Annotated in this window: 19 protein-coding genes; 12 read left to right on the top strand and 7 right to left on the bottom strand. The window is 62.0% G+C overall.

Annotation, left to right across the window (positions count from 1 at the left end; genetic code table 11):
- The first annotated feature begins 92 nt into the window (after positions 1 to 92).
- Together AC1DLV_RS17920 and AC1DLV_RS17915 are read left to right on the top strand one after the other, a co-directional pair.
- Positions 93 to 1,451 carry an esterase-like activity of phytase family protein gene (locus AC1DLV_RS17920; protein WP_476801237.1) on the top strand — a complete coding sequence of 453 codons (1,359 nt, stop codon included), beginning with the start codon at positions 93 to 95 and terminating at the stop codon, positions 1,449 to 1,451.
- A 216-nt stretch (positions 1,452 to 1,667) separates the two neighbouring features.
- Complete coding sequence (locus AC1DLV_RS17915; RefSeq protein WP_476801236.1) at positions 1,668 to 2,594, top strand: hypothetical protein; 927 nt, start codon at positions 1,668 to 1,670, stop codon at positions 2,592 to 2,594.
- Positions 2,595 to 2,645: 51 nt separating this feature from the next.
- Here the strand turns inward: AC1DLV_RS17915 and AC1DLV_RS17910 are convergent, their stop codons facing one another.
- Genes AC1DLV_RS17910 through AC1DLV_RS17900 form a run of 3 tightly spaced genes read right to left on the bottom strand, consistent with a single transcriptional unit; the run spans position 2,646 to position 4,490 of the window.
- Positions 2,646 to 3,113 (bottom strand): GNAT family N-acetyltransferase, encoded by a 468-nt coding sequence (locus AC1DLV_RS17910; RefSeq protein ID WP_476801235.1) that lies wholly within the window; start codon positions 3,111 to 3,113, stop codon positions 2,646 to 2,648.
- A 37-nt stretch (positions 3,114 to 3,150) separates the two neighbouring features.
- Positions 3,151 to 3,801, bottom strand: coding sequence for an FMN-binding negative transcriptional regulator (locus AC1DLV_RS17905; protein WP_476801234.1), 651 nt, complete (start codon positions 3,799 to 3,801; stop codon positions 3,151 to 3,153).
- 14 nt (positions 3,802 to 3,815) lie between these two features.
- Positions 3,816 to 4,490: an alpha/beta hydrolase gene (locus tag AC1DLV_RS17900; protein WP_184768933.1), complete on the bottom strand. Its 675-nt coding sequence runs from the start codon at positions 4,488 to 4,490 to the stop codon at positions 3,816 to 3,818.
- Positions 4,491 to 4,708: 218 nt separating this feature from the next.
- Here AC1DLV_RS17900 and AC1DLV_RS17895 point away from each other — a divergent pair, with 218 nt between their 5' ends.
- The 7 genes from AC1DLV_RS17895 to sufA all read left to right on the top strand — a co-directional run bounded on the left by AC1DLV_RS17895 (position 4,709) and on the right by sufA (position 11,822).
- The gene (locus AC1DLV_RS17895) at positions 4,709 to 5,872 is read left to right on the top strand and encodes a cysteine desulfurase family protein (RefSeq protein WP_476801233.1); all 1,164 of its coding nucleotides are present in this window, start codon (positions 4,709 to 4,711) and stop codon (positions 5,870 to 5,872) included.
- A 171-nt stretch (positions 5,873 to 6,043) separates the two neighbouring features.
- Positions 6,044 to 7,561, top strand: coding sequence for a Fe-S cluster assembly protein SufB (gene sufB / locus AC1DLV_RS17890; RefSeq protein WP_476801232.1), 1,518 nt, complete (start codon positions 6,044 to 6,046; stop codon positions 7,559 to 7,561).
- 29 nt (positions 7,562 to 7,590) lie between these two features.
- Complete coding sequence (gene sufC / locus AC1DLV_RS17885) at positions 7,591 to 8,346, top strand: Fe-S cluster assembly ATPase SufC (protein ID WP_055971255.1); 756 nt, start codon at positions 7,591 to 7,593, stop codon at positions 8,344 to 8,346.
- Between the two features lie 10 nt (positions 8,347 to 8,356).
- Positions 8,357 to 9,622 (top strand): Fe-S cluster assembly protein SufD, encoded by a 1,266-nt coding sequence (gene sufD / locus AC1DLV_RS17880; protein WP_476801231.1) that lies wholly within the window; start codon positions 8,357 to 8,359, stop codon positions 9,620 to 9,622.
- A 64-nt stretch (positions 9,623 to 9,686) separates the two neighbouring features.
- The gene (locus tag AC1DLV_RS17875) at positions 9,687 to 10,928 is read left to right on the top strand and encodes a cysteine desulfurase (RefSeq protein ID WP_476801230.1); all 1,242 of its coding nucleotides are present in this window, start codon (positions 9,687 to 9,689) and stop codon (positions 10,926 to 10,928) included.
- A gap of 5 nt (positions 10,929 to 10,933) precedes the next feature.
- The gene (locus AC1DLV_RS17870; RefSeq protein WP_476801229.1) at positions 10,934 to 11,332 is read left to right on the top strand and encodes an SUF system Fe-S cluster assembly protein; all 399 of its coding nucleotides are present in this window, start codon (positions 10,934 to 10,936) and stop codon (positions 11,330 to 11,332) included.
- Positions 11,333 to 11,435: 103 nt separating this feature from the next.
- Complete coding sequence (gene sufA, locus AC1DLV_RS17865) at positions 11,436 to 11,822, top strand: Fe-S cluster assembly scaffold SufA (RefSeq protein ID WP_476801228.1); 387 nt, start codon at positions 11,436 to 11,438, stop codon at positions 11,820 to 11,822.
- Positions 11,823 to 11,825: 3 nt separating this feature from the next.
- Here the strand turns inward: sufA and AC1DLV_RS17860 are convergent, their stop codons facing one another.
- On the bottom strand, positions 11,826 to 12,323 hold the full coding sequence (locus AC1DLV_RS17860) for a GFA family protein (RefSeq protein ID WP_476801227.1): 498 nt from the start codon (positions 12,321 to 12,323) through the stop codon (positions 11,826 to 11,828).
- Between the two features lie 112 nt (positions 12,324 to 12,435).
- On the opposite strand from AC1DLV_RS17860, the gene AC1DLV_RS17855 reads away from it, so the two are divergent.
- Entirely contained in the window at positions 12,436 to 12,753 is a 318-nt protein-coding gene (locus AC1DLV_RS17855; protein ID WP_476801226.1) for a TfoX/Sxy family protein, read from the top strand.
- 3 nt (positions 12,754 to 12,756) lie between these two features.
- On the opposite strand, the gene AC1DLV_RS17850 is transcribed toward AC1DLV_RS17855, so the two are convergent.
- From AC1DLV_RS17850 to AC1DLV_RS17840, 3 genes are all read right to left on the bottom strand, one after another.
- Positions 12,757 to 13,080, bottom strand: coding sequence for a hypothetical protein (locus AC1DLV_RS17850; protein WP_476801225.1), 324 nt, complete (start codon positions 13,078 to 13,080; stop codon positions 12,757 to 12,759).
- A gap of 193 nt (positions 13,081 to 13,273) precedes the next feature.
- A complete protein-coding gene (locus tag AC1DLV_RS17845) occupies positions 13,274 to 14,200 on the bottom strand; it encodes a pseudouridine-5'-phosphate glycosidase (protein WP_476801264.1) in 927 nt (308 codons plus the stop codon).
- A gap of 20 nt (positions 14,201 to 14,220) precedes the next feature.
- Complete coding sequence (locus AC1DLV_RS17840; protein WP_476801224.1) at positions 14,221 to 15,162, bottom strand: carbohydrate kinase family protein; 942 nt, start codon at positions 15,160 to 15,162, stop codon at positions 14,221 to 14,223.
- 281 nt (positions 15,163 to 15,443) lie between these two features.
- Here AC1DLV_RS17840 and recA point away from each other — a divergent pair, with 281 nt between their 5' ends.
- Positions 15,444 to 16,532, top strand: coding sequence for a recombinase RecA (gene recA / locus AC1DLV_RS17835; RefSeq protein ID WP_476801223.1), 1,089 nt, complete (start codon positions 15,444 to 15,446; stop codon positions 16,530 to 16,532).
- A gap of 247 nt (positions 16,533 to 16,779) precedes the next feature.
- Positions 16,780 to 19,446 carry an alanine--tRNA ligase gene (alaS, locus tag AC1DLV_RS17830; protein ID WP_476801222.1) on the top strand — a complete coding sequence of 889 codons (2,667 nt, stop codon included), beginning with the start codon at positions 16,780 to 16,782 and terminating at the stop codon, positions 19,444 to 19,446.
- Positions 19,447 to 19,770: the final 324 nt, after the last annotated feature.

Raw genomic sequence — 19,770 nt, 5'->3', positions numbered from 1 at the left:
GGGACTTCATCAAAGTTTCATCGAGGCGTCACCCGCCCGACATGGCGTGGACCTAGCAGAGGCCCCGTAAGTCAAATCATTCGGGGTCCACCATGCGACGCTCTCTCCACCTGGCTGCGGCCATCCTCGCGCTTTCCACCGCTTCCGCTCTTGCGGATGAGACGGAATTCAAGGCAACGCTCACCGGCCATGCGATCCTGCCGGCCAACACCATCATCGCAGCACCCGAAAATGCGCCCGAGCACCTGCGTACGTCGGGCAAGTTCACGACCCCCGACCGCAAGCGCGCCGAAGGTCTCGGCACCGTTCCGGGCAAGGATGGCGTTCGTCCCTCCGGCCTTTCGCTGCCTTTCGACGGCCAGCCCGTACAGGGCTTCTCCGGCATCAAGTCGATGGGCGACGGCACCTTCTGGTCGCTCTCCGACAACGGTTTCGGTGCGAAGCTGAACTCCTCCGACGCCGCCCTGATGCTGCACCACCTGTCGTTCGACTGGGACAAGGGCACCGTCGACCGCAAGAAGACGGTTTTCCTCAGCGATCCTGAGCGCAAGGCGCCGTTCCCCATCGTGCTCGAAGGTTCCGACACGCGCCTTCTCACCGGCGCCGATTTCGACGTCGAATCGATCCAGCCGGTGGCAGACGGCTTCTGGGTTGGCGAGGAGTTCGGGCCCTATCTGCTCAAGTTCGACCTCGACGGCAAACTGACCGACGTCTTTGCGACCACTGTCGAAGGCGAACCGGTACTTTCGCCCGATCATCCGACGCTGACGCTTCCGGGCAACCCAACCGCCAAGAACCCGGCCTTCAACCTCAAGCGCTCAGGCGGCTATGAAGGTCTGGCGATGTCGAAGGACGGCACCAAGCTCTACGGCCTGCTCGAAGGCCCGCGCTACATGGCCGACGGTTCGGTCGAGAAGATCGATGGCAAGACCGCGCTCCGCGTCATCGAATTCGACGCGGCCAAGAAGGAGTGGACCGGCCGCAGCTGGCTCTATCCGCTGGCCGATGGCGGCGAGGCCATTGGCGATTTCAACATGATCAGCGAAACCGAAGCGCTGGTCATCGAGCGCGACAATGGTGCTGGAACGGCTGACAAGGCCTGCGCCGATGCCAACGATCCCAAGCCCGATTGCTTCGCCAAGCCCGCCAAGCTCAAGCGCATCTACAAGATCGAGATATCAGACGACAACGCCGGCAAGGCCGTGCGCAAGGTTGGCTATGTCGATCTGATGAAGATCGCCGATCCCGACAACAAGAAGCGCCAGGGTGGCGGCGAGGGCTTTTACGACATGCCCTTCGTCACCATCGAGAATGTCGATCTCGTCGACGAAAGCCACATCATCGTCGGCAACGACAACAACCTGCCGTTCTCGGCTGGCCGCGCCATCGACAAGGCCGATGACAACGAGTTCGTGCTGCTCGAAGTCGGCGATCTCCTGAAGGCGAAGTAAACCACTCTCAACGCAGCGGGCCGCTGCTAGCCGTCCGCAATCGAAGCAAGAAGAAAGGCTCCGGCTTGGCTGGAGCCTTTTTTCCATGAGGATGTAGTCGTTTCGTCCGGGTAGCGACAAAACGCGCCTTTGACCTTCCAGTAAGTGGAACCCGTAGCACGCCAGTCTGGCTTGCGAAGGCGAGCAGATCACCAACGCGCTGGAAGTGACTGAAGCATGCTCAATACCAAGACCGACCATACAAGACCGCTTGCCGCCTACGCCGCCGCGTTCGGGTTCATCCTGCTGATGGTGTTCGCGGCTGTGTTCTTCGCGGATTCAGAGATCGTATTGCCCGAAATCGCCGCAATGGCGGTGGCGCTCTGGGCCTGGCGGGAGAAGGGTTGGCTCAGGCAGCCCGAAAAGATCTTCATCGTACCGTCCATCACGGCCATCATCGGCTTCGCGGTCAACCTTCTCGACCAGTCCTTTGTCGTGAAAATCCTGCTGGTGTTGTGCCTGATGCTGGTTGCCATGCGTGCTATCCGCACCAATCTGGCGCCGGCCCTTGCGACCGGCTTCCTGCCAGTCGTGACCAATGCCACGCATTATTCCTTCCTGATCGCCATCTTCGTCACCACCTTTGCATTGATGCTGGGCGTCATGCTGTTCAAGCTCAATCGCGGTGTCCCGCGCGAAGCGCCGGTGAAATACAAATACATGCTGGTCTATCTGGTGATGCATCTCGCATGGATCGCCATCACCGTTCTGGCCGGCTACCCGCACATGGCGATCATTCCGCCGATCACGGTTGTCGTCTACGAATCCCTGCAGATGCCGATGTACATGCGCAAGATGGCGCTCAAGCAGGGAGCAGTGCTTACCTTGTCGGCGCTGATCGGCACGGTGCTGTTTCTCGCCCTTGAAAACTGGCTTCTCATCGCTGCGCTCGATCTGGCGCTGATCTATGGCTTGCTGCATCTTTTCAAGGCGCGCATCCCGGCGGCCTACGCGTTTCCGTTCTTGCCCTTTGTCTTTCCGGCTGAGTTCGTGCCGCAATTGCCTGTCGCCGCCGCTGTCGTATCCGTGTTCTTCTTCTCATTGGTTTTGGCGTACAAGACCTATGAAAAGAGCCGCATGGCAAAGGTGCCGGCAATGGCTTGACGAGCGTGGCAATGACGACAGCCTGCGGCTAGGGCGCCGCGGCTCCTTTGCTCAAGTCTCGGAGCTAAGTAGTTTGCGATAAAACAAGAATCCTTCGTCCGCATCCTCGGTGTGGCGGACGAAACCGCAGCGCTCGACACAGGCGATCGAGGCGAAATTGTCGTCCTCGATATGGCCGTCTATATGCGTGTAGCGGCGCCCGACATGATCGACGAAGGCCGCCAGCACCAGCTTGCCGAAACCCTGGCCGCGCCGTGCCGGATCGAGGGCGATCAGAAGATTGATGCCCCGGTCAGGCTCTTCGTCACATTGCAGCACCGCGATTGGTGCCCTGTCGTGCAAAGCCACGACCGCGTGCGCGATGCCGTTGGGCATCGTGACATAGTCGAGCCAATCTTGGTCGGGGAAACTGACGCGCCGCGCCACGTCCTCATCGTCGAACCACCGCGCATAGGCGGTTAGGTCGTTGTGGTGGAACGGACGGAAGGCAACCGAGTTGGCAGCAGATGGTGTCGTCACAGTCAGGCATCCACGCGAAATGCAGAAACGGCGAGAGCTATTCGCCCGTCAGCCCGCCATATTGCCGGACAAGCTGCGCCATGCCGTCGGCGGCGTTATCTTCCGCCTCAAGGCCTTCGGCAACGCCGATGCGGTCGCCAGCCGGCCGGTTCTGGCTGACCTTCCACTTGCCGTCGATGCTGGCGATGTCGATCTCAAGGCCGATAATGCCCTTGATCTGAGCCTGGACGTAGGCGTCCGGCGCGTCGGTCACCTGCCATGGCTCCGTCCGCCGGGCTTCCTGGCTGTCGGTGAGCTCGGCGATCTGCCCGGTGAGCCAGTCCTTGTCGTCGATCACCCGTGCCGTGCCACGCACCTGCACGGTCGCATAGTTCCAGGTTGGAACGACCTTGCCGGTCTCGCGCTTGGTCTCATACCAGGATGGGGTGATGTAGTGGTCGGCGCCCTGGAAAACCACCAGCACCGGCATATCGGGCCTATCGGCCAACAGCCGCCATTGCGGATTGGCCCGCGCGAGATGGGCGCGCAGCCTGCCGTTTTGCCCGATTTCGGCGTCCAGCAGGAAAGGCAGCAGGTTGGCAACCGGGCCTTCCGATCCATTGCAGATCAGAAGGCCGAGCGGATGGTTGCGGATCAGCGCATGCAAAACCTCCGGCCGCGTCTCGCGAAACAGCGGAGGCTGGTACATGCGCGGAACTCCTCTTAGCGCAGGCGCTTTGGACGCGGGTCCGAAAGCTCGCCGGCCAGACGACGGTCGAGATAGTCGGCGCATTCTTCGATCACCAGCTCCGGATCGTTGCCGAAGAAGTGGTTGGCACCGGCCAGCGTCTTCTGGGTGATGGTGATGCCCTTTTGCGTGTGCAGCTTGTCGACCAGGCCCTGCACGTCCTTGGGCGGCGCCACCTTGTCGGCATCGCCATGGATGATCAGGCCCGACGACGGGCAGGGCGCCAGGAACGAGAAGTCATAGGTGTTGGGCTGCGGCGCCACCGAAATGAAGCCTTCGATTTCGGGACGGCGCATCAAAAGCTGCATGCCGATCCATGACCCGAAGGAATAACCCGCAACCCAGCAGCTCTTGGAATCGGGATGCAGCGACTGCACCCAGTCGAGTGCCGCTGCCGCGTCCGACAACTCGCCGGTGCCGTGGTCGAACTCGCCCTGGCTGCGGCCGATGCCGCGGAAATTGAAGCGCAGCGTGGTGAAGTCGCGCTTCTGGAACATGTAAAAGAGGTCGTACACGATCTTGTTGTTCATCGTGCCGCCAAACTGCGGGTGAGGGTGCAGTATGATGGCGATCGGCGCGTTCTTTTCCTTGGACGGCTGATAACGACCTTCCAGGCGACCCGCCGGACCGGTGAAAATGACCTCTGGCATAGAATACTCCACTTGACGCAAAGCCGATCAAACAATCCTGTGGCCAGCCTTGACGCGAGCGACGCGTCTTCATAGAAGCTAGTTTAGAACTGTTCAAAACTGGGCGGCGAAACCGCTCGTTTGGCAAAGCGGGTAGATAGGACGGCTCGCCTTGGAATTTCAAGGAAATTGCGCGTCCCTACACCCAAACGTGATTTGACAGGGCAGATTGAAGCGAAATGGCCGGACCTCGCGCCTATCTTGACCACAATGCCAGTGCGCCGCTGCTGCCCGCAGCGCGTGCGGCCGTGGTCGGCGCGCTCGATGTCGTGGCCAATCCGTCGTCAGTGCACAATGAAGGCAGGGCCGCCCGCAAGATCATCGAGGACGCCAGGCGCCATGTCGCCGCCCTCGTCGGCGCCAAGGCAGAGCATGTGGTGTTCACCTCAGGCGCGACCGAGGCTGCGGCCACGCTGCTTTCGCCGGATTGGCGCATGGGCCGGGGCGCTGTGCGCATGTCGCGCCTCTACGTCACCGAAGCGGATCATCCTTGCGTGCTGAACGGCGGGCGTTTCCCTAGTGATCGCGTCACGCGTCTTGGCGTCGACAGCAACGGTGTCGTCGACCTCCCTGCTTTGGAGGCAGCACTCGCTGCACACGACAAGTCGGAAGGCTTGCCGCTTGTGGCGATCCATTCCGCCAACAACGAGACCGGTGTCATTCAGCCCTTCGGCGATATCGCCAGGCTGGTGAAGGCTGCGGGTGGGGTTCTGGTCGCCGACGCCGTCCAGGCGGCAGGGCGCGTTCCTCTCGATATGTCAGAGGCTTATGCAGATTACCTGATTCTATCCTCGCACAAGATCGGTGGGCCCAAGGGCGCTGGCGCTATCGTCGCCCAAGCCGATCTGATGATGCCGGCACCTCTGGTATCAGGCGGCGGGCAGGAGAAAGGCCACCGCGGCGGCACCGAAAACCTGCCAGCTATCGCTGGATTTGGCGCGGCGGCACGAGACGCCCTGGCTGGGCTTGCCGAGATGGACAAGGTGCGCGCCATGCGCGATCGCATCGAAGATGCGGTTGTGAGGCTTGTTCCCGATGCGGAAATCTTCGGAAAGGGCACCGAGCGGCTTGCCAATACGACATTCTTCGCTATTCCGGGCATCAAGGCCGAGACGGCGCAGATCGCCTTCGATCTGGCGGGCGTAGCGCTCTCTGCCGGTTCCGCGTGTTCGTCGGGCAAGGTCGGTCCCAGCCATGTGCTGAAGGCGATGGGCTTTGCCGACAATCTTGGCGCGCTACGCGTGTCGATTGGCCGGAGCACGACCGAAGCGGACGTGGAAAAATTCGAAACGGCTCTCGCAGCGCTTCTGGCGCGGCGCACGGACCGTACGAAAGCCGCCTGATAGGCGGGAAATTTGGCCCAAGGGCCAGTGAACGGGTGTGTCAGGGCGCTGCAAGGCGGCCTTCCGGGTGAATTCCCGGAAAGAATGCACTATATGAAACTTACGCCGCGCCAGCGGTGCCATAGTTTGAAAACTGCCGGGCCTTGACCCCGGCGTGGATGGAGAACGCCTATGCCTGCTGTGCAGGAAACGATCGAGCAGGTCCGCAAGATCGACGTCGATCAATACAAATACGGTTTCGAATCGTTCATCGAGATGGACAAAGCCCCCAAGGGCCTGAGCGAAGACATTGTCCGCTTCATCTCGGCCAAGAAGGGCGAACCGGAATGGATGCTCGAATGGCGTCTCGGGGCCTATCGCCGCTGGCTCACGCTTGACGAGCCGAACTGGGCGCGCGTCGACTATCCCAAGATCGACTTCCAGGACATCTACTTTTACGCCGCTCCCAAGAGCACGCCCGGACCGACCTCGCTCGACGAAGTCGATCCCGAGATCCTGAAGGTCTACGAAAAGCTCGGCATCCCGCTGCGCGAGCAGGAAATCCTTGCCGGCGTGGAAAAGGCGGTTGATCCCGACCTCGAAGAGCTTGGCGACAATGTCTACAAGTCGGGCCGCGTCGCTGTCGACGCCGTGTTCGATTCGGTTTCGGTCGTCACCACCTTCAAGGATGAGCTGGCCAAGGCCGGCGTCATCTTCTGCTCGATCTCGGAAGCCATCCGCGAGCACCCCGAGCTGGTGAAGAAGTACCTCGGCTCCGTGGTGCCGACGACGGACAATTATTATGCGACGCTGAACTCGGCTGTCTTCACCGACGGGTCGTTCGTGTTTGTGCCCAAGGGCGTTCGCTGCCCGATGGAGCTGTCGACCTATTTCCGCATCAACGAAAAGAACACCGGCCAGTTCGAACGCACGCTGATCATCGCCGAGGAGGGGGCTTATGTCTCTTATCTCGAAGGCTGCACGGCACCCCAGCGCGACGAGAACCAGCTTCATGCCGCCGTGGTCGAGCTGGTCGCGCTTGATGACGCCGAAATCAAGTATTCGACCGTCCAGAACTGGTACCCGGGCGATGCCCAGGGCAAGGGCGGCATCTACAACTTCGTCACCAAGCGCGGCGACTGCCGTGGCGACCGGTCGAAGATCTCGTGGACCCAGGTCGAAACCGGCTCGGCGATCACCTGGAAGTATCCGAGCTGCATCCTGCGCGGCGACGATTCTCGTGGCGAGTTCTATTCGATCGCGGTTTCGAACGGCTACCAGCAGGTCGACTCCGGCACCAAGATGATCCATCTCGGCAAGAACACGTCGAGCCGCATCATCTCCAAGGGTATTGCTGCCGGCTTCTCGCAGAACACCTATCGTGGCCAGGTCTCGGCGCACCGCAAGGCGACCAATGCCCGCAACTTCACCCAGTGCGACAGCTTGCTGATCGGCAACCAGTGCGGCGCCCATACGGTGCCCTACATCGAAGCCAAGAACGCAACGGCCCAGTTCGAGCACGAGGCGACCACCTCCAAGATCTCCGACGACCAGAAGTTCTACGTCATGCAGCGCGGTATTCCCGAGGAGGAAGCCATCGCGCTGATCGTCAACGGCTTCGTCAAGGAAGTGATCCAGGAACTGCCGATGGAGTTCGCCGTCGAGGCGCAGAAGCTGATCGGCATCAGCCTTGAGGGCTCGGTCGGCTGACCGGCGATAGAGATTTAGAAAGAAAAAAGATGCTTGAGATCAAGAACCTGCATGCCCGTATCGCCGAGAGCGGCACCGAGATCATCCGCGGCCTGAACCTGACGGTGAAGGCTGGCGAAGTCGCCGCCATCATGGGTCCCAACGGCTCGGGAAAATCGACGCTGTCTTACATCCTCGCCGGTCGCGACGACTACGAGGTGACCGAGGGCGACATTCTCTACAACGGCGAGTCGATCCTGGAGATGGATCCGGCCGAGCGCGCCGCCAAGGGCCTGTTCCTGGCGTTCCAGTATCCGATGGAGATACCTGGTGTCGCCACCATGGAGTTCCTCAAAGTCGCGATGAATTCGCAGCGCAAGGCGCGTGGCGAAGAGCCGCTCAAGGTGCCTGAGTTCATCAAGCGCGTGAAGGACGCCGCTGGCACGCTGGAGATGGACTTCAACATGCTCAAGCGTCCGGTCAATGTCGGATTCTCCGGCGGCGAAAAGAAGCGCGCCGAGATCCTGCAGATGAAGCTTCTCGAGCCGAAGCTGTGCGTGCTCGACGAGACCGATTCCGGCCTCGACATCGATGCGCTCAAGATCGTTTCGGACGGCGTCAACGCCCTGCGTTCGCCCGACCGCGCCATCATCGTCATCACCCACTACCAGCGCCTGCTCGACCACATCGTGCCGGATACGGTCCACGTGCTCTACAAGGGCCAGGTCATCAAGTCGGGCGACAAGTCGCTGGCACTCGAACTCGAGGAAAACGGCTACGCCGGGATCATCGAAGAGGCGGCGTGAGGTGTCAGTCATGAACATGCTTGCAACAATCCAGCGAACCCCGGCGGAGGCGGCGATCATCGATGCCTTCGGCGAGCGGCTTTCGCTTCTGCCCGGCGACGGCGCGGTCATGGTCAAGCGCGACAATGCGATCGAGCAGATCAAGGCCGGCCTGCCGACCCGTCGTGTCGAATCCTGGCACTACACCGACCTGCGTCGCCTTCTGACCACCGTACCGGCCTTCGACGCCAGTGCCGCGGCCAAGGCAATCGCACCACTGCTCGAAGGCTCGACCGTGCTTTCGATCGTCAACGGCGTTTCGTCCGCCACGCCTGATGTTGATGGCGTTTCGTTCCAGCGTCTCGGCGACAAGCTCGTCGACGGCAGCTACGCACCCGCCCTTGTCACCTATGGCAGTGACGATGCGGTGGGCGCTCTCAACACCGCCTTTGTCGCCGACGGCTATTTCATCGACATCGAAGACGGTGCTCAGGTCGAAAAGCCGATCGAATTGCAGAACATCCAGGCCGGTGGCCAGGTCCATGTCCGCCTGCCGGTACGTGTCGGCGCGGGCGTCAAGGCTACCATCGTCGAGCGCCAGACGGGCGAGGGTGCTGGGCTCGTAAGCTCGGTCAGCCAGCTTCTGCTTGGCGACGACTCAGAGGTGTTGTGGCTGATCGTTCAGGACCAGCCTGAAACCGCGACCCATCTCGCCCAGTTCAAGGCCGAGCTCGGCAAGAATTCCAAGCTCACGCTGTTTGTGATGAATGCCGGCGGCAAGCTTGTGCGCCAGGAAGTCATCGTCAAGGCTTCAGGCGAAGGCGCTGATTTCAAGCTGCGCGGCGTCAACCTGCTTGCCGGCGACACTCATGTCGACGTCACCATGGTGCTCGACCACGCGGTGCCGCATACGTCCTCGACGGAAGTGGTGCGCAACGTTGTTACCGGCCGCGCCAAGGGCGTGTTCCAGGGCCGCATCAACGTTCACCAGGTGGCGCAGAAAACCGACGCCCGCATGGCCTGCAACACGCTGTTGCTGTCCGATGATGGCGAGTTCTCGACCAAGCCCGAGCTTGAGATCTTCGCCGACGACGTGGCTTGCGGCCACGGCGCGACCGTCACCGAGATCGACCGCAACCATCTGTTCTATCTGATGGCGCGCGGTGTCGACGAAAAGACCGCTCGCGGACTCCTGGTGCGGGCGTTCCTGGCCGAGGTCATCGAGGAACTCGAAGACGAAAGCGTCGTCGAGCCATTGGAAGAGATGCTGACCAACTGGTTTGCGACGCACGCCTGACCAGATCCTTCTCCCCGCGCGCGGGGAGAAGCTACGGCGCGTATGAAGGCATGGGAATTGATTGATGGATCAGAAGGTCGAAGACAGCACCTACGATGTCGAGGCAATCCGTCGCGACTTCCCCATTCTGTCGCGCGAGGTCTACGGCAAGCCGCTCGTCTATCTCGACAATGGCGCTTCGGCACAGAAGCCGCAGATCGTCGTCGACACGGTCAGCCACGCCTATTCCAACGAATATGCGAATGTGCATCGCGGCCTGCATTTCCTGTCGAATGCCGCCACCGAAGCCTATGAAAAGGCACGCGAAAGCGTTCGCCGCTTCCTCAATGCCGGTAGCGCAGAGGAAATCGTCTTCACCAAATCGGCCACCGAGGCGATGAACACGGTCGCCTACGGTTTCGGCATGCCGAATATCGGTGAAGGCGACGAGATCGTGCTGTCGATCATGGAGCATCACTCCAACATCGTGCCGTGGCACTTCATCCGCGAGCGCCAGGGCGCCAAGCTGGTCTGGGTGCCGGTCGATGACCTTGGCGCCTTCCACATCGAGGAATTCGAAAAGCGCCTGACCGACCGCACCAAGCTGGTCGCCATCACGCATATGTCGAATGCGCTCGGCACTGTGACGCCGATCAAGGAGATCTGCCGGATCGCGCATGCGCGCGGCATTCCGGTGCTGGTCGACGGCAGCCAGGCTGCCGTGCACATGCCGGTCGACGTCCGCGACCTCGACGCTGATTTCTACGTTTTCACTGGTCACAAGGTCTACGGTCCGAGCGGCATCGGCGTGCTCTATGGCAAGCGCGAGATGCTGGAGCGCATGCGTCCGTTCCAGGGCGGCGGCGAGATGATCGTCGAGGTGACCGAAGACAACGTCACCTACAACGAGCCGCCGCACCGCTTCGAGGCCGGCACGCCGCCGATTGTCCAGGCTATCGGCCTGGGTGCGGCACTCGACTATATGGACAGCATCGGCCGCGAGCGCATTGCGGCGCATGAAGCCACGCTGCGTGACTATGCCCACGAGCGCCTGCGCGCGATCAATTCGCTGCGCATCTTCGGCGATGCGCCTGGCAAGGGTGCCATCGTTTCCTTCGAGCTGCAGGGCATTCACGCCCATGACGTGTCGATGGTCATCGACCGCCAGGGCGTTGCGGTGCGCGCCGGCACCCATTGCGCCCAGCCGCTGTTGAAACGCTTCGGCGTAACCTCCACATGCAGGGCCTCGTTCGGCATGTACAATACCAAGGCCGAGATTGACGTTCTGGCCGAAGCGCTTGAAAAAGCGCGGAAATTCTTCGGGTGAGCACCATGGAAAACGCGACCGCCACGACCACTGAAGAGACATTGCCCGATGCCGCCGGCAACGGCGTCATGTCGGCTTCTGCCCTTCCCGCCGACGAACTGGCGCGGCTGACCGACGACATCGTCTCGGCGCTGAAGACGGTCTATGACCCAGAAATCCCCGCCGACATCTACGAGCTCGGCCTGATCTACAAGATCGACATCGAAAACGATCGCACCGTCAAGATCGACATGACGCTGACAGCGCCTGGCTGCCCTGTTGCCGGCGAGATGCCTGGTTGGGTGCAGAACGCCGTCGGTGCCGTCGAAGGTGTGTCGGGCGTCGAGGTCACCATGACCTTCGATCCGCCCTGGACGCCCGACCGCATGTCGGAAGAAGCCCAGGTTGCGGTCGGCTGGTACTGAGCCATTGCTGCGGTGAGGCTTGCATGCGGATGCGATCTTCACCATCTTGGTTTGAGATGAAACATTCCGCGGGCCTTGAACCCGGCGACGAATGGAGACTGGAATGGGACGCTTCGCCGTCATCAGCATGACCGAAAAGGCCGCCGAGCGCGTGCGCGAGATCATGGCCACGCGTGAGAACGCGCAGGGCATCCGTCTCGGCATCAAGAAGGGCGGCTGTGCCGGCATGGAATACACGGTCGATCTGGTGACCGAGCCGAACCCCAAGGACGACCACATCGAGCGCGACGGCGCCCATGTCTATGTCGCGCCCGAGGCGGCATTGTTCCTGTTCGGCACCCAGATGGATTTCGAGACCACCACGCTGCGCACCGGCTTCACCTTCACCAACCCGAACCAGAGCTCGGCCTGCGGCTGCGGCGAATCGGTCGAGCTGAAGCCAGCCGACCTCAAGGCCTTGGCCGAAGCCCGCGCCCAAGGCGCTGCCTGACACTCAGTCCACCCACAATCCATGGCGCTTGTGCCAGTCGGCGATAGAATCCGGCGGGTAAAGCTCGAAAGCCGTGTCGCCGGGTCTTATGGCCGGTTCCACCCAAGACGCCTTGTATTTCAGCATCAGGTGCACGCGTTGCGGCGCCTCGGGGAGGTCGGTGTCAACGGCCGAGGCGAAGGGATGCACCAGTTCCGGCCATGTCGGGTCGTAGAGCCACATCGCCGCGCCGCATTTCAGGCAAAAGCGTCGTTCGGCGGTAGAGACTTCGGGCTGCGGCCGCTCGTCATCGTGGACCGTCGCCCGGTACAGCCCGAGGTGGCTCGTGCCCTCCACTTTCAGAGTGGCGGAGTCGGCGCCCAGATTGATGGCATAACCGCATCCGCCCTGCTGCTTGCGGCAAATTGAGCAATAGCAGAGTTGATAGGGCACTGGCGTGTGGCTCTGCACCTCGAAGCGGATCGTCCGGCAGCGGCATGATCCCTTGAGCAGCATCGGCATAGGTGCTTTCCTCCCTGTCGCGGCTTGCGATGACACCTGGAATTGGAGCATCATCTAGAAATGTTCGGGAAAGGTCATCCTCCAGCTGCAACAACTCCATGGACCCCGCGCGATGACCGAAGCCGATATTGCCGATCTTTTTGCCGCTCTTGGCGAAGTCACGATCCGAAAAATGTTCGGCGGAAAGGGTATCCATCACGACGGCCTGATCGTCGGCGTTGAAGTCCGCGACGAGGTTTTGCTGAAGGCCGATGACGTCAGCGCGCCGGAATTCGAGGCGGCGGGCGCAAAGCGTTGGGCCTATGATGGCAAGGGCCGTCCGGTCCACATGCCCTATTGGTCGATCCCTGACAGCGCCATAGACGATCCTGATGAACTGGCGATCTGGACGCGCAAGGCCTTCGAGGCGGCACTGCGCAGCAAGAAGTAGCCCTTACATCGCGCCGGGCGGCACGAAGAAGCAGTTCTCATGCTCTTCGGTCGGATGCAGGCAGATATGATAGTCGCTGTCGCCCGAGGGGATTTCCGAACCGTAAGGTACGAAGTAGCGGTTGCGATGCGTTACCTTGCGGTGATCGCCAGGCTCCAGAACGATCGACCAGCCGCCGCCATGCTCATTCACCGCGCTTTCAGGAATCGCCTGGCACTCGCCACGTTCGAGGTCGCCATGGCAGCAGGCGGGCGGATATGTCCAGCCTGACGCTGTCTCATGCGCCCAGGCCGGAGGAGTGACGAAAAATGCCGACAGTGCGAGCACGGCAGTCGCGCAACAGCGTATGAATGGCTGAACCCTCGCGTATCGGCAACGTCTGCCAACGCCGGACATCATTCAACTCCGGTGATGCCGCCGAGCAACCCCGGACGGCAGGCTTGCCGCGCTAGAGCTTAAGCCTATCCGTCCGAAATGTATATTATACAATGCTAATATGAGTGCTTCCAGCGAAGGTAGTTCACGCCTTGGCCAGCGAAATTGCGACCTTTGCCGCCAACCGCGCATTGTTTTCGACCAGAGCGATATTGGTCTTGAGGCTCGCGCCGTTGGTCAGTTCCAGGATCTTGGCCAGCAGGAACGGCGTCACCGCCTTGCCTGAGATGTTCTGGGCTTCGGCTGCCTTCTGTGCTGCCTCGATATAGCCGGCCATCTTTTCGGTCGGGATCTCGTCGCTTTCAGGCACCGGGTTCGCAACCAGCATGCCGCCATCGAGCCCCAGAGCCGCGCGCGTCTCATAGAGACGGGCGATCTTTTCCGCCGCATCTAGCCTGAGCGGTGCCGCGTAGGGCGACTTGCGCGACCAGAAGGCCGGCACGATGTCGGAGCCGTAGGCCACAACCGGAACGCCGCGCGTTTCCAGCACCTCCAGCGTCTTTTCGATGTCGAGAATAGCCTTGGCGCCGGCCGAAACCACGATGACGGGCGTGCGCGCCAGCTCATCCAGGTCGGCCGAGATGTCGAAGCTCTTTTCAGCTCCCTTGTGCACGCCGCCGATGCCGCCAGTTGCAAAAACCTTGATGCCGACGAGATGAGCCGCAATCATCGTTGCGGCGACAGTTGTGCCGCCGGTGCGGCCTTCGGCAACGGCAAAGGCCATGTCGGCGCGCGACAGCTTCATGGCCCCGCCGGTCATGGCCAGCGACTCGCGCTCGCCGTCGGACAGGCCGATCTTGATGCGGCCGTTGATGACGGCAATGGTCGCCGGCACCGCACCGCCGTCGGCGATGATCTTTTCGACATTGGCCGCCATCGCGCTGTTGTCGGGATAAGGCATGCCATGCGTGATGATGGTGCTTTCGAGCGCGACGACCGGCTTGCCTGCCGCGAGTGCTGCGGCAACAGGGGCGTGGATGTCGATGAAGGGGCGGGCGGTCTCTGGCGTCATGTTGATCTCCTTGGGCCGCGTCATGCCATTTCCGAGGCTTGCGGCACAAGGGCCAGCACCGCGTCGAAGGCTGTTTGGTCGAGTTCGGGCACAGCCGAAGCGCTCTCTATGGCCAATACAGCTGCGGCAATGCCATGCCTGAGTGCATCATCAAGTGGCAGGCCACGCAGCAGCGCCACTGTTGTCGCACCCGCCAGTGCATCGCCCGCGCCGGTGACGTCGACCACCCGCCGAGGTGCGGGGGGCGAAACGACCAAAAGCCCTTGCGTGTCATAGGCAAAGACCGAGCTGCCGCCTGCGGTCACGACGCCACGCCGCAACCCCGCTGCCATGAGCCCGCGTGCGATCTCGGCCGGATCGGCATCCGTATCGGTGCCGGCGAGAACGGCCGCCTCGCGACGGTTCATGAACAGGCACGACAGCCCGTCGAGGATCGGCCTCAGCCGCACAGCCTTTGCCGGCGAAATGGCGATGGCAAACAGCGGGGTCGTACCCACAACCTCCGCCAGGCGCCAAAGGGCTGCCTCGGGCAGGTTGGCATCGCAAAGCACCGCATCGACCGCGCTGATCGCCTCGCGCAGCTTGGCGCGGCGCATCTGCTTGGGGAAGGCGAGTTCGTAGAGCCCCATGTCGGCAAGGGCGGCCACCACGTCGCCGTCGCGGTCGAGCAATGCGGTATAGCTTGGGGTCGCGCGGTCGAGGAACACCGCCGACAGGTCGGCGATGCCGTTGGCCAGGATTTCAGCGGCAACCGCTTCACCGGCCGCATCGCCGCCACGCACCGACATCAGCGAACCCACGGCACCTCGCCGAACAGCGCCGCGCAGCGCATTGAACGCCCCGCCGCCGACCTCCTCGCTCATGGCGCCTGGGATCGAGGCGCCCGGAACGAACGGAGCGGTCATGCGCCCGCGCCGGTCGACATGGGCGCCGCCGACGGCGAGGATTCTGGGTGACTTCATGCTGAGGCTGTCCGTTGGCGTTTGAGGCGGCAAACTTAGTGTTCCGGGCGAAAGGCGGCAACCGCTGCCGAATCGCCATTTGGCAAGGCACCGCAAGGGAAGTCGCGACCTCCATGCGACATCGGATCACGTGCGGCGTTGAAACAAAAAAAGAACATCACATGAAATACTGTTCAATATCAATAGTTTGAATGCTCTTGCCAAATGTGAACAAAACCGGTACAAATTTATATCGGCATCGGATAGACCGGCCTTCATTGATGACCACGGGGTGATGTATCATGGCTCAAAATTCATTGCGGCTTGTAGAGGAAAATTCGGTGGACAAATCTAAGGCTCTGGACGCGGCGCTGTCGCAGATCGAACGCGCCTTCGGCAAGGGCTCGATCATGCGCCTCGGCGCCAATGAGCAGGTTGTCGAGATCGCGACCGTCTCCACCGGTTCGCTCGGTCTCGACATCGCGCTCGGCGTCGGCGGCCTGCCGCGCGGGCGTATCGTTGAAATCTATGGGCCGGAAAGCTCGGGCAAGACGACGCTTGCTCTTCACACGATTGCCGAAGCTCAGAAGAAGGGCGGCATCTGCGCTTTCGTTGATGCCGAACACGCGCTCGATCCGGTCTATGCCCGCAAGCTTGGCGTCGACCTGGAAAATCTGCTGATCTCGCAGCCTGACACCGGTGAGCAGGCGCTGGAAATCTGCGACACTCTGGTGCGCTCCGGCGCAATCGACGTTCTGGTCGTCGACTCGGTGGCGGCTTTGACGCCGCGTGCCGAAATCGAAGGCGAGATGGGCGAGTCGCTGCCTGGCCTGCAGGCTCGTTTGATGAGCCAGGCGCTGCGCAAGCTGACCGCATCGATCTCGCGCTCCAACACCATGGTCATCTTCATCAACCAGATCCGCATGAAGATCGGCGTCATGTATGGTTCGCCCGAGACGACGACGGGCGGCAACGCGCTCAAGTTCTATGCTTCGGTCCGTCTCGACATCCGCCGCATTGGCTCGGTCAAGGATCGCGACGAGGTCGTCGGCAACCAGACCCGCGTCAAGGTGGTCAAGAACAAGCTGGCTCCGCCCTTCAAGCAGGTCGAGTTCGACATCATGTATGGCGAAGGCGTTTCCAAGACCGGCGAGCTCGTCGATCTCGGTGTCAAGGCTGGCGTGGTCGAGAAGTCGGGTGCCTGGTTCTCCTACAATTCGCAGCGTCTCGGCCAAGGCCGCGAGAACGCCAAGCTGTTCTTGCGCAACAATCCCGAAGCGGCGCGCGAAATCGAACAACTGCTCAGGCAGAATGCCGGTCTGATCGCCGAAAAGTTCCTTGAGAACGGTTCGCGTGAGGACGATAGCGACGACGAAGCCGGCGCGATGTAAGCGCGCTGGCGGCCGGTCGGCCAGGCGCTGACCTGCTTCAAGACAGACGATCTGAGCAACCGCCGGCCATCGTGCCGGCGGTTTGCGTTTGTGAAGGTGGTTTGCTGATCTGGGCGGCGGAATTGCGGATTTTTTGGCGATCCGGTGTTTCTGGACAGGGATAAAGTGGACGGCTAAAAGGCAGTTCCAATTTCCGTCTGAAAAGGGCGGGGTGCATCTGTTCAGGGCGGCGATCAAAGGCAGCGATATGAGTGGCGTGAACGAGATCCGGTCGACATTTCTCGACTACTTCAAGAAGAACGGGCACGAGGTGGTGGCCTCCAGTCCGCTCGTGCCGCGCAACGACCCGACCTTGATGTTCACCAATGCCGGCATGGTGCAGTTCAAGAACGTCTTCACCGGTCTTGAAAAACGTTCCTATTCGCGCGCCGCGACCGCCCAGAAGAGCGTGCGTGCCGGCGGCAAGCACAACGATCTCGACAATGTCGGCTATACCGCCCGCCATCTCACCTTCTTCGAGATGCTCGGCAATTTCTCGTTTGGCGACTATTTCAAGGAGCACGCCATCGAGCTCGCCTGGAATCTGATCACCAAGGAATACGGGCTGAACAAGGACAAGCTGCTCGTCACCGTCTACCACACCGACGACGAGGCGGCCGGCTATTGGAAGAAGATCGCCGGTTTCTCCGACGACCGCATCATCCGCATCGCCACGTCGGACAATTTCTGGGCAATGGGCGACACCGGCCCTTGCGGTCCTTGCTCTGAGATCTTCATCGATCGCGGCGATCATATCTGGGGCGGCCCTCCCGGCAGCCCGGAGGAGGATGGCGACCGCTTCCTTGAATTCTGGAACCTCGTCTTCATGCAATATGAGCAGGTGACGAAGGAGCAGCGCATCGACCTGCCGCGGCCGTCGATCGACACCGGCATGGGCCTCGAGCGCATGGCCTCGATCCTGCAGGGCGTGGAGACAGTCTTCGAGACCGATCTGTTCCGCCATCTCATCGACGCTGCATCCTCGGCGATCGGCCGTGGGCCGGACGCAAGCAATGTCGGTTCGTACCGCGTGATTGCGGATCATTTGCGCTCGTCCTGCTTCCTCGTCGCCGACGGCGTGCTGCCGTCGAACGAAGGACGCGGCTATGTGCTCCGTCGCATCATGCGCCGCGCCATGCGCCACGCGCAGCTGCTCGGCGCCAACGAACCGTTGATGTGGAAGCTGGTGCCAGCACTTGTGCGCGAGATGGCCCAGGCCTATCCGGAGCTCGGCCGTGGCGAGGCACTCATCACCGAGACGCTGAAGCTGGAGGAGACCCGTTTCCGCAAGACGCTGGTGCGGGGCCTCGGCCTGCTCGCCGATGCCACCGAGACGCTCGGTGCTGGTGACATGCTCGACGGCGAGACCGCCTTCAAGCTCTACGACACCTATGGCTTCCCGCTCGACCTGACGCAGGACGCGCTGCGCCAACGCAGCATTTCGGTCGATCTCGCCGGCTTCACCGATGCCATGGCGCGCCAGAAGGCCGAAGCCCGCGCCAATTGGGCCGGTTCCGGCGAAGCCGCGACCGAGACCGTCTGGTTTGGCGTCAAGGACAGGAACGGCGCCACCGAATTCCTCGGCTACGAGACTGAGCAGGCCGAAGGCGTGGTTCTGACGCTCATCAAGGATGGTGCCGAGGTTGAAAGCGCTGCGGCAGGGGAGACCGTTGCCATCATCGTCAACCAGACGCCCTTCTATGGTGAATCGGGCGGCCAGATGGGCGACACCGGCACGATGTCGGGCGAGGGCTTCACCATCGAGGTGACCGACACGCAAAAGAAGGCGGACGGCCTGTTCGTTCACTATGGCAAGGTAACCAGCGGCAAGCTCAAGACTGGTGCTGTCGTCGAGCTGAAGGTCGACCATAACAGGCGGACGCGCCTGCGTTCGAACCACTCGGCGACCCACCTCATCCACGAGGCGCTGCGCGAGGTGCTCGGCTCCCATGTGGCGCAAAAGGGGTCGCTGGTAGCGCCCGAACGGCTGCGTTTCGACATTTCGCACAACAAGCCGATTTCGGCCGACGAGCTCGAGCAAGTCGAGCGCATGTCGAACGAGATCGTGGTCCAGAACAGCCCGGTTACCACGCGCCTTATGAGCGTCGACGACGCCATCGCCGAGGGTGCGATGGCGCTGTTCGGCGAGAAATATGGCGACGAGGTCCGCGTCGTCTCGATGGGCACCGGTATCCACGGCGCCAAGGCCAACCGGCCTTATTCGGTCGAGCTCTGCGGCGGCACGCATGTCACTGCCACGGGCGACATCGGCCTGGTGCGCATCATCTCCGACAGTGCTGTTGCCGCCGGCGTGCGCCGCATCGAGGCGCTGACAGGCGAAGCCGCCCGTCGCCACCTCGACGAGCAGGAGCGTCGCCTGAAGGCTGTTGCAGCATCGCTCAAGGTCGCACCTGCTGACGTGCTGGCGCGGGTCGAAGCACTTGTCGAGGAACGCAAGAAGCTCGAGCGCGAGCTCACCGAAGCGCGCAAGAAGCTGGCGCTTGGCGGCTCCAATGGCGGCGCCGCCACCGATGAGAGCGAAACGGTTGCTGGCGTCAGCTTCCTCGGCAAGGTGGTTTCAGGCGTGTCGCCCAAGGACCTCAAGCCGCTCGCCGATTCCGGCAAGGCGTCGCTCGGTTCGGGCGTCGTGGTGTTCGTCGGTGCGGGCGACGACGGCAAGGCGAGCGTTGTTGTTGCCGTCACTGAAGACCTGACCAAGCGTTTCAGCGCGGTCGACCTGGTACGTGTGGCATCCGCTGCCCTCGGCGGGCAGGGCGGTGGCGGCCGTGCCGACATGGCCCAGGCCGGCGGCCCCGATGCCACCAAGGCGGACGACGCGGTCGCAGCCGTCAGGGCGGCGATGGCCGCTGCCTAACCGCCTCGGCCCGACAACACATATGAAAAGGCTCGCTTCGGCGGGCTTTTTTGTTTCCGGGCACCGTACCCCAGCGGAGCTTGTGACGCTTCAACCAACGAGACCCCGACAGCCTCGTTGAGCTGGTCCAGGCGCTGCGTGAACTTGACAGAAACGGGCCACGGCCATAGGGCTCGCGGGCCGAAAAAGAACGAGCCGGTTGGTTATTCCGGTCCCCGACACGTCGGGCAGACGTCGCGTCGCGCGAACCCAGGGCAGCAACCTCATGAGGGGTGGTGCTGTGATGGATTCGCCAGCGTTCCGTCATTCTCCGTCCCGAAACCG

This window comes from Aminobacter sp. 01T433, assembly GCF_056398585.1.
The sequence above is the reverse complement of the archived record's forward strand: the minus strand, read 5'-3'. Positions and strand labels throughout refer to the sequence as shown.

Excerpts from the sequence above, each read along its gene's own strand:
- AC1DLV_RS17845 (WP_476801264.1), bottom strand. The coding sequence starts at position 14,200 with ATGACGCCAGAGACCGCCCGCCCCTTCATCGACATCCACGCCCCTGTT.
- AC1DLV_RS17860 (WP_476801227.1), bottom strand. The coding sequence starts at position 12,323 with ATGCCGATGCTGCTCAAGGGATCATGCCGCTGCCGGACGATCCGCTTC.
- AC1DLV_RS17920 (WP_476801237.1), top strand. The coding sequence starts at position 93 with ATGCGACGCTCTCTCCACCTGGCTGCGGCCATCCTCGCGCTTTCCACC.
- sufD (WP_476801231.1), top strand. The coding sequence starts at position 8,357 with ATGAACATGCTTGCAACAATCCAGCGAACCCCGGCGGAGGCGGCGATC.
- AC1DLV_RS17870 (WP_476801229.1), top strand. The coding sequence starts at position 10,934 with ATGGAAAACGCGACCGCCACGACCACTGAAGAGACATTGCCCGATGCC.
- AC1DLV_RS17900 (WP_184768933.1), bottom strand. The coding sequence starts at position 4,490 with ATGCCAGAGGTCATTTTCACCGGTCCGGCGGGTCGCCTGGAAGGTCGT.
- recA (WP_476801223.1), top strand. The coding sequence starts at position 15,444 with ATGGCTCAAAATTCATTGCGGCTTGTAGAGGAAAATTCGGTGGACAAA.
- sufB (WP_476801232.1), top strand. The coding sequence starts at position 6,044 with ATGCCTGCTGTGCAGGAAACGATCGAGCAGGTCCGCAAGATCGACGTC.
- AC1DLV_RS17855 (WP_476801226.1), top strand. The coding sequence starts at position 12,436 with ATGACCGAAGCCGATATTGCCGATCTTTTTGCCGCTCTTGGCGAAGTC.
- AC1DLV_RS17915 (WP_476801236.1), top strand. The coding sequence starts at position 1,668 with ATGCTCAATACCAAGACCGACCATACAAGACCGCTTGCCGCCTACGCC.
- sufC (WP_055971255.1), top strand. The coding sequence starts at position 7,591 with ATGCTTGAGATCAAGAACCTGCATGCCCGTATCGCCGAGAGCGGCACC.
- AC1DLV_RS17840 (WP_476801224.1), bottom strand. The coding sequence starts at position 15,162 with ATGAAGTCACCCAGAATCCTCGCCGTCGGCGGCGCCCATGTCGACCGG.
- sufA (WP_476801228.1), top strand. The coding sequence starts at position 11,436 with ATGGGACGCTTCGCCGTCATCAGCATGACCGAAAAGGCCGCCGAGCGC.
- alaS (WP_476801222.1), top strand. The coding sequence starts at position 16,780 with ATGAGTGGCGTGAACGAGATCCGGTCGACATTTCTCGACTACTTCAAG.
- AC1DLV_RS17875 (WP_476801230.1), top strand. The coding sequence starts at position 9,687 with ATGGATCAGAAGGTCGAAGACAGCACCTACGATGTCGAGGCAATCCGT.
- AC1DLV_RS17895 (WP_476801233.1), top strand. The coding sequence starts at position 4,709 with ATGGCCGGACCTCGCGCCTATCTTGACCACAATGCCAGTGCGCCGCTG.
- AC1DLV_RS17905 (WP_476801234.1), bottom strand. The coding sequence starts at position 3,801 with ATGTACCAGCCTCCGCTGTTTCGCGAGACGCGGCCGGAGGTTTTGCAT.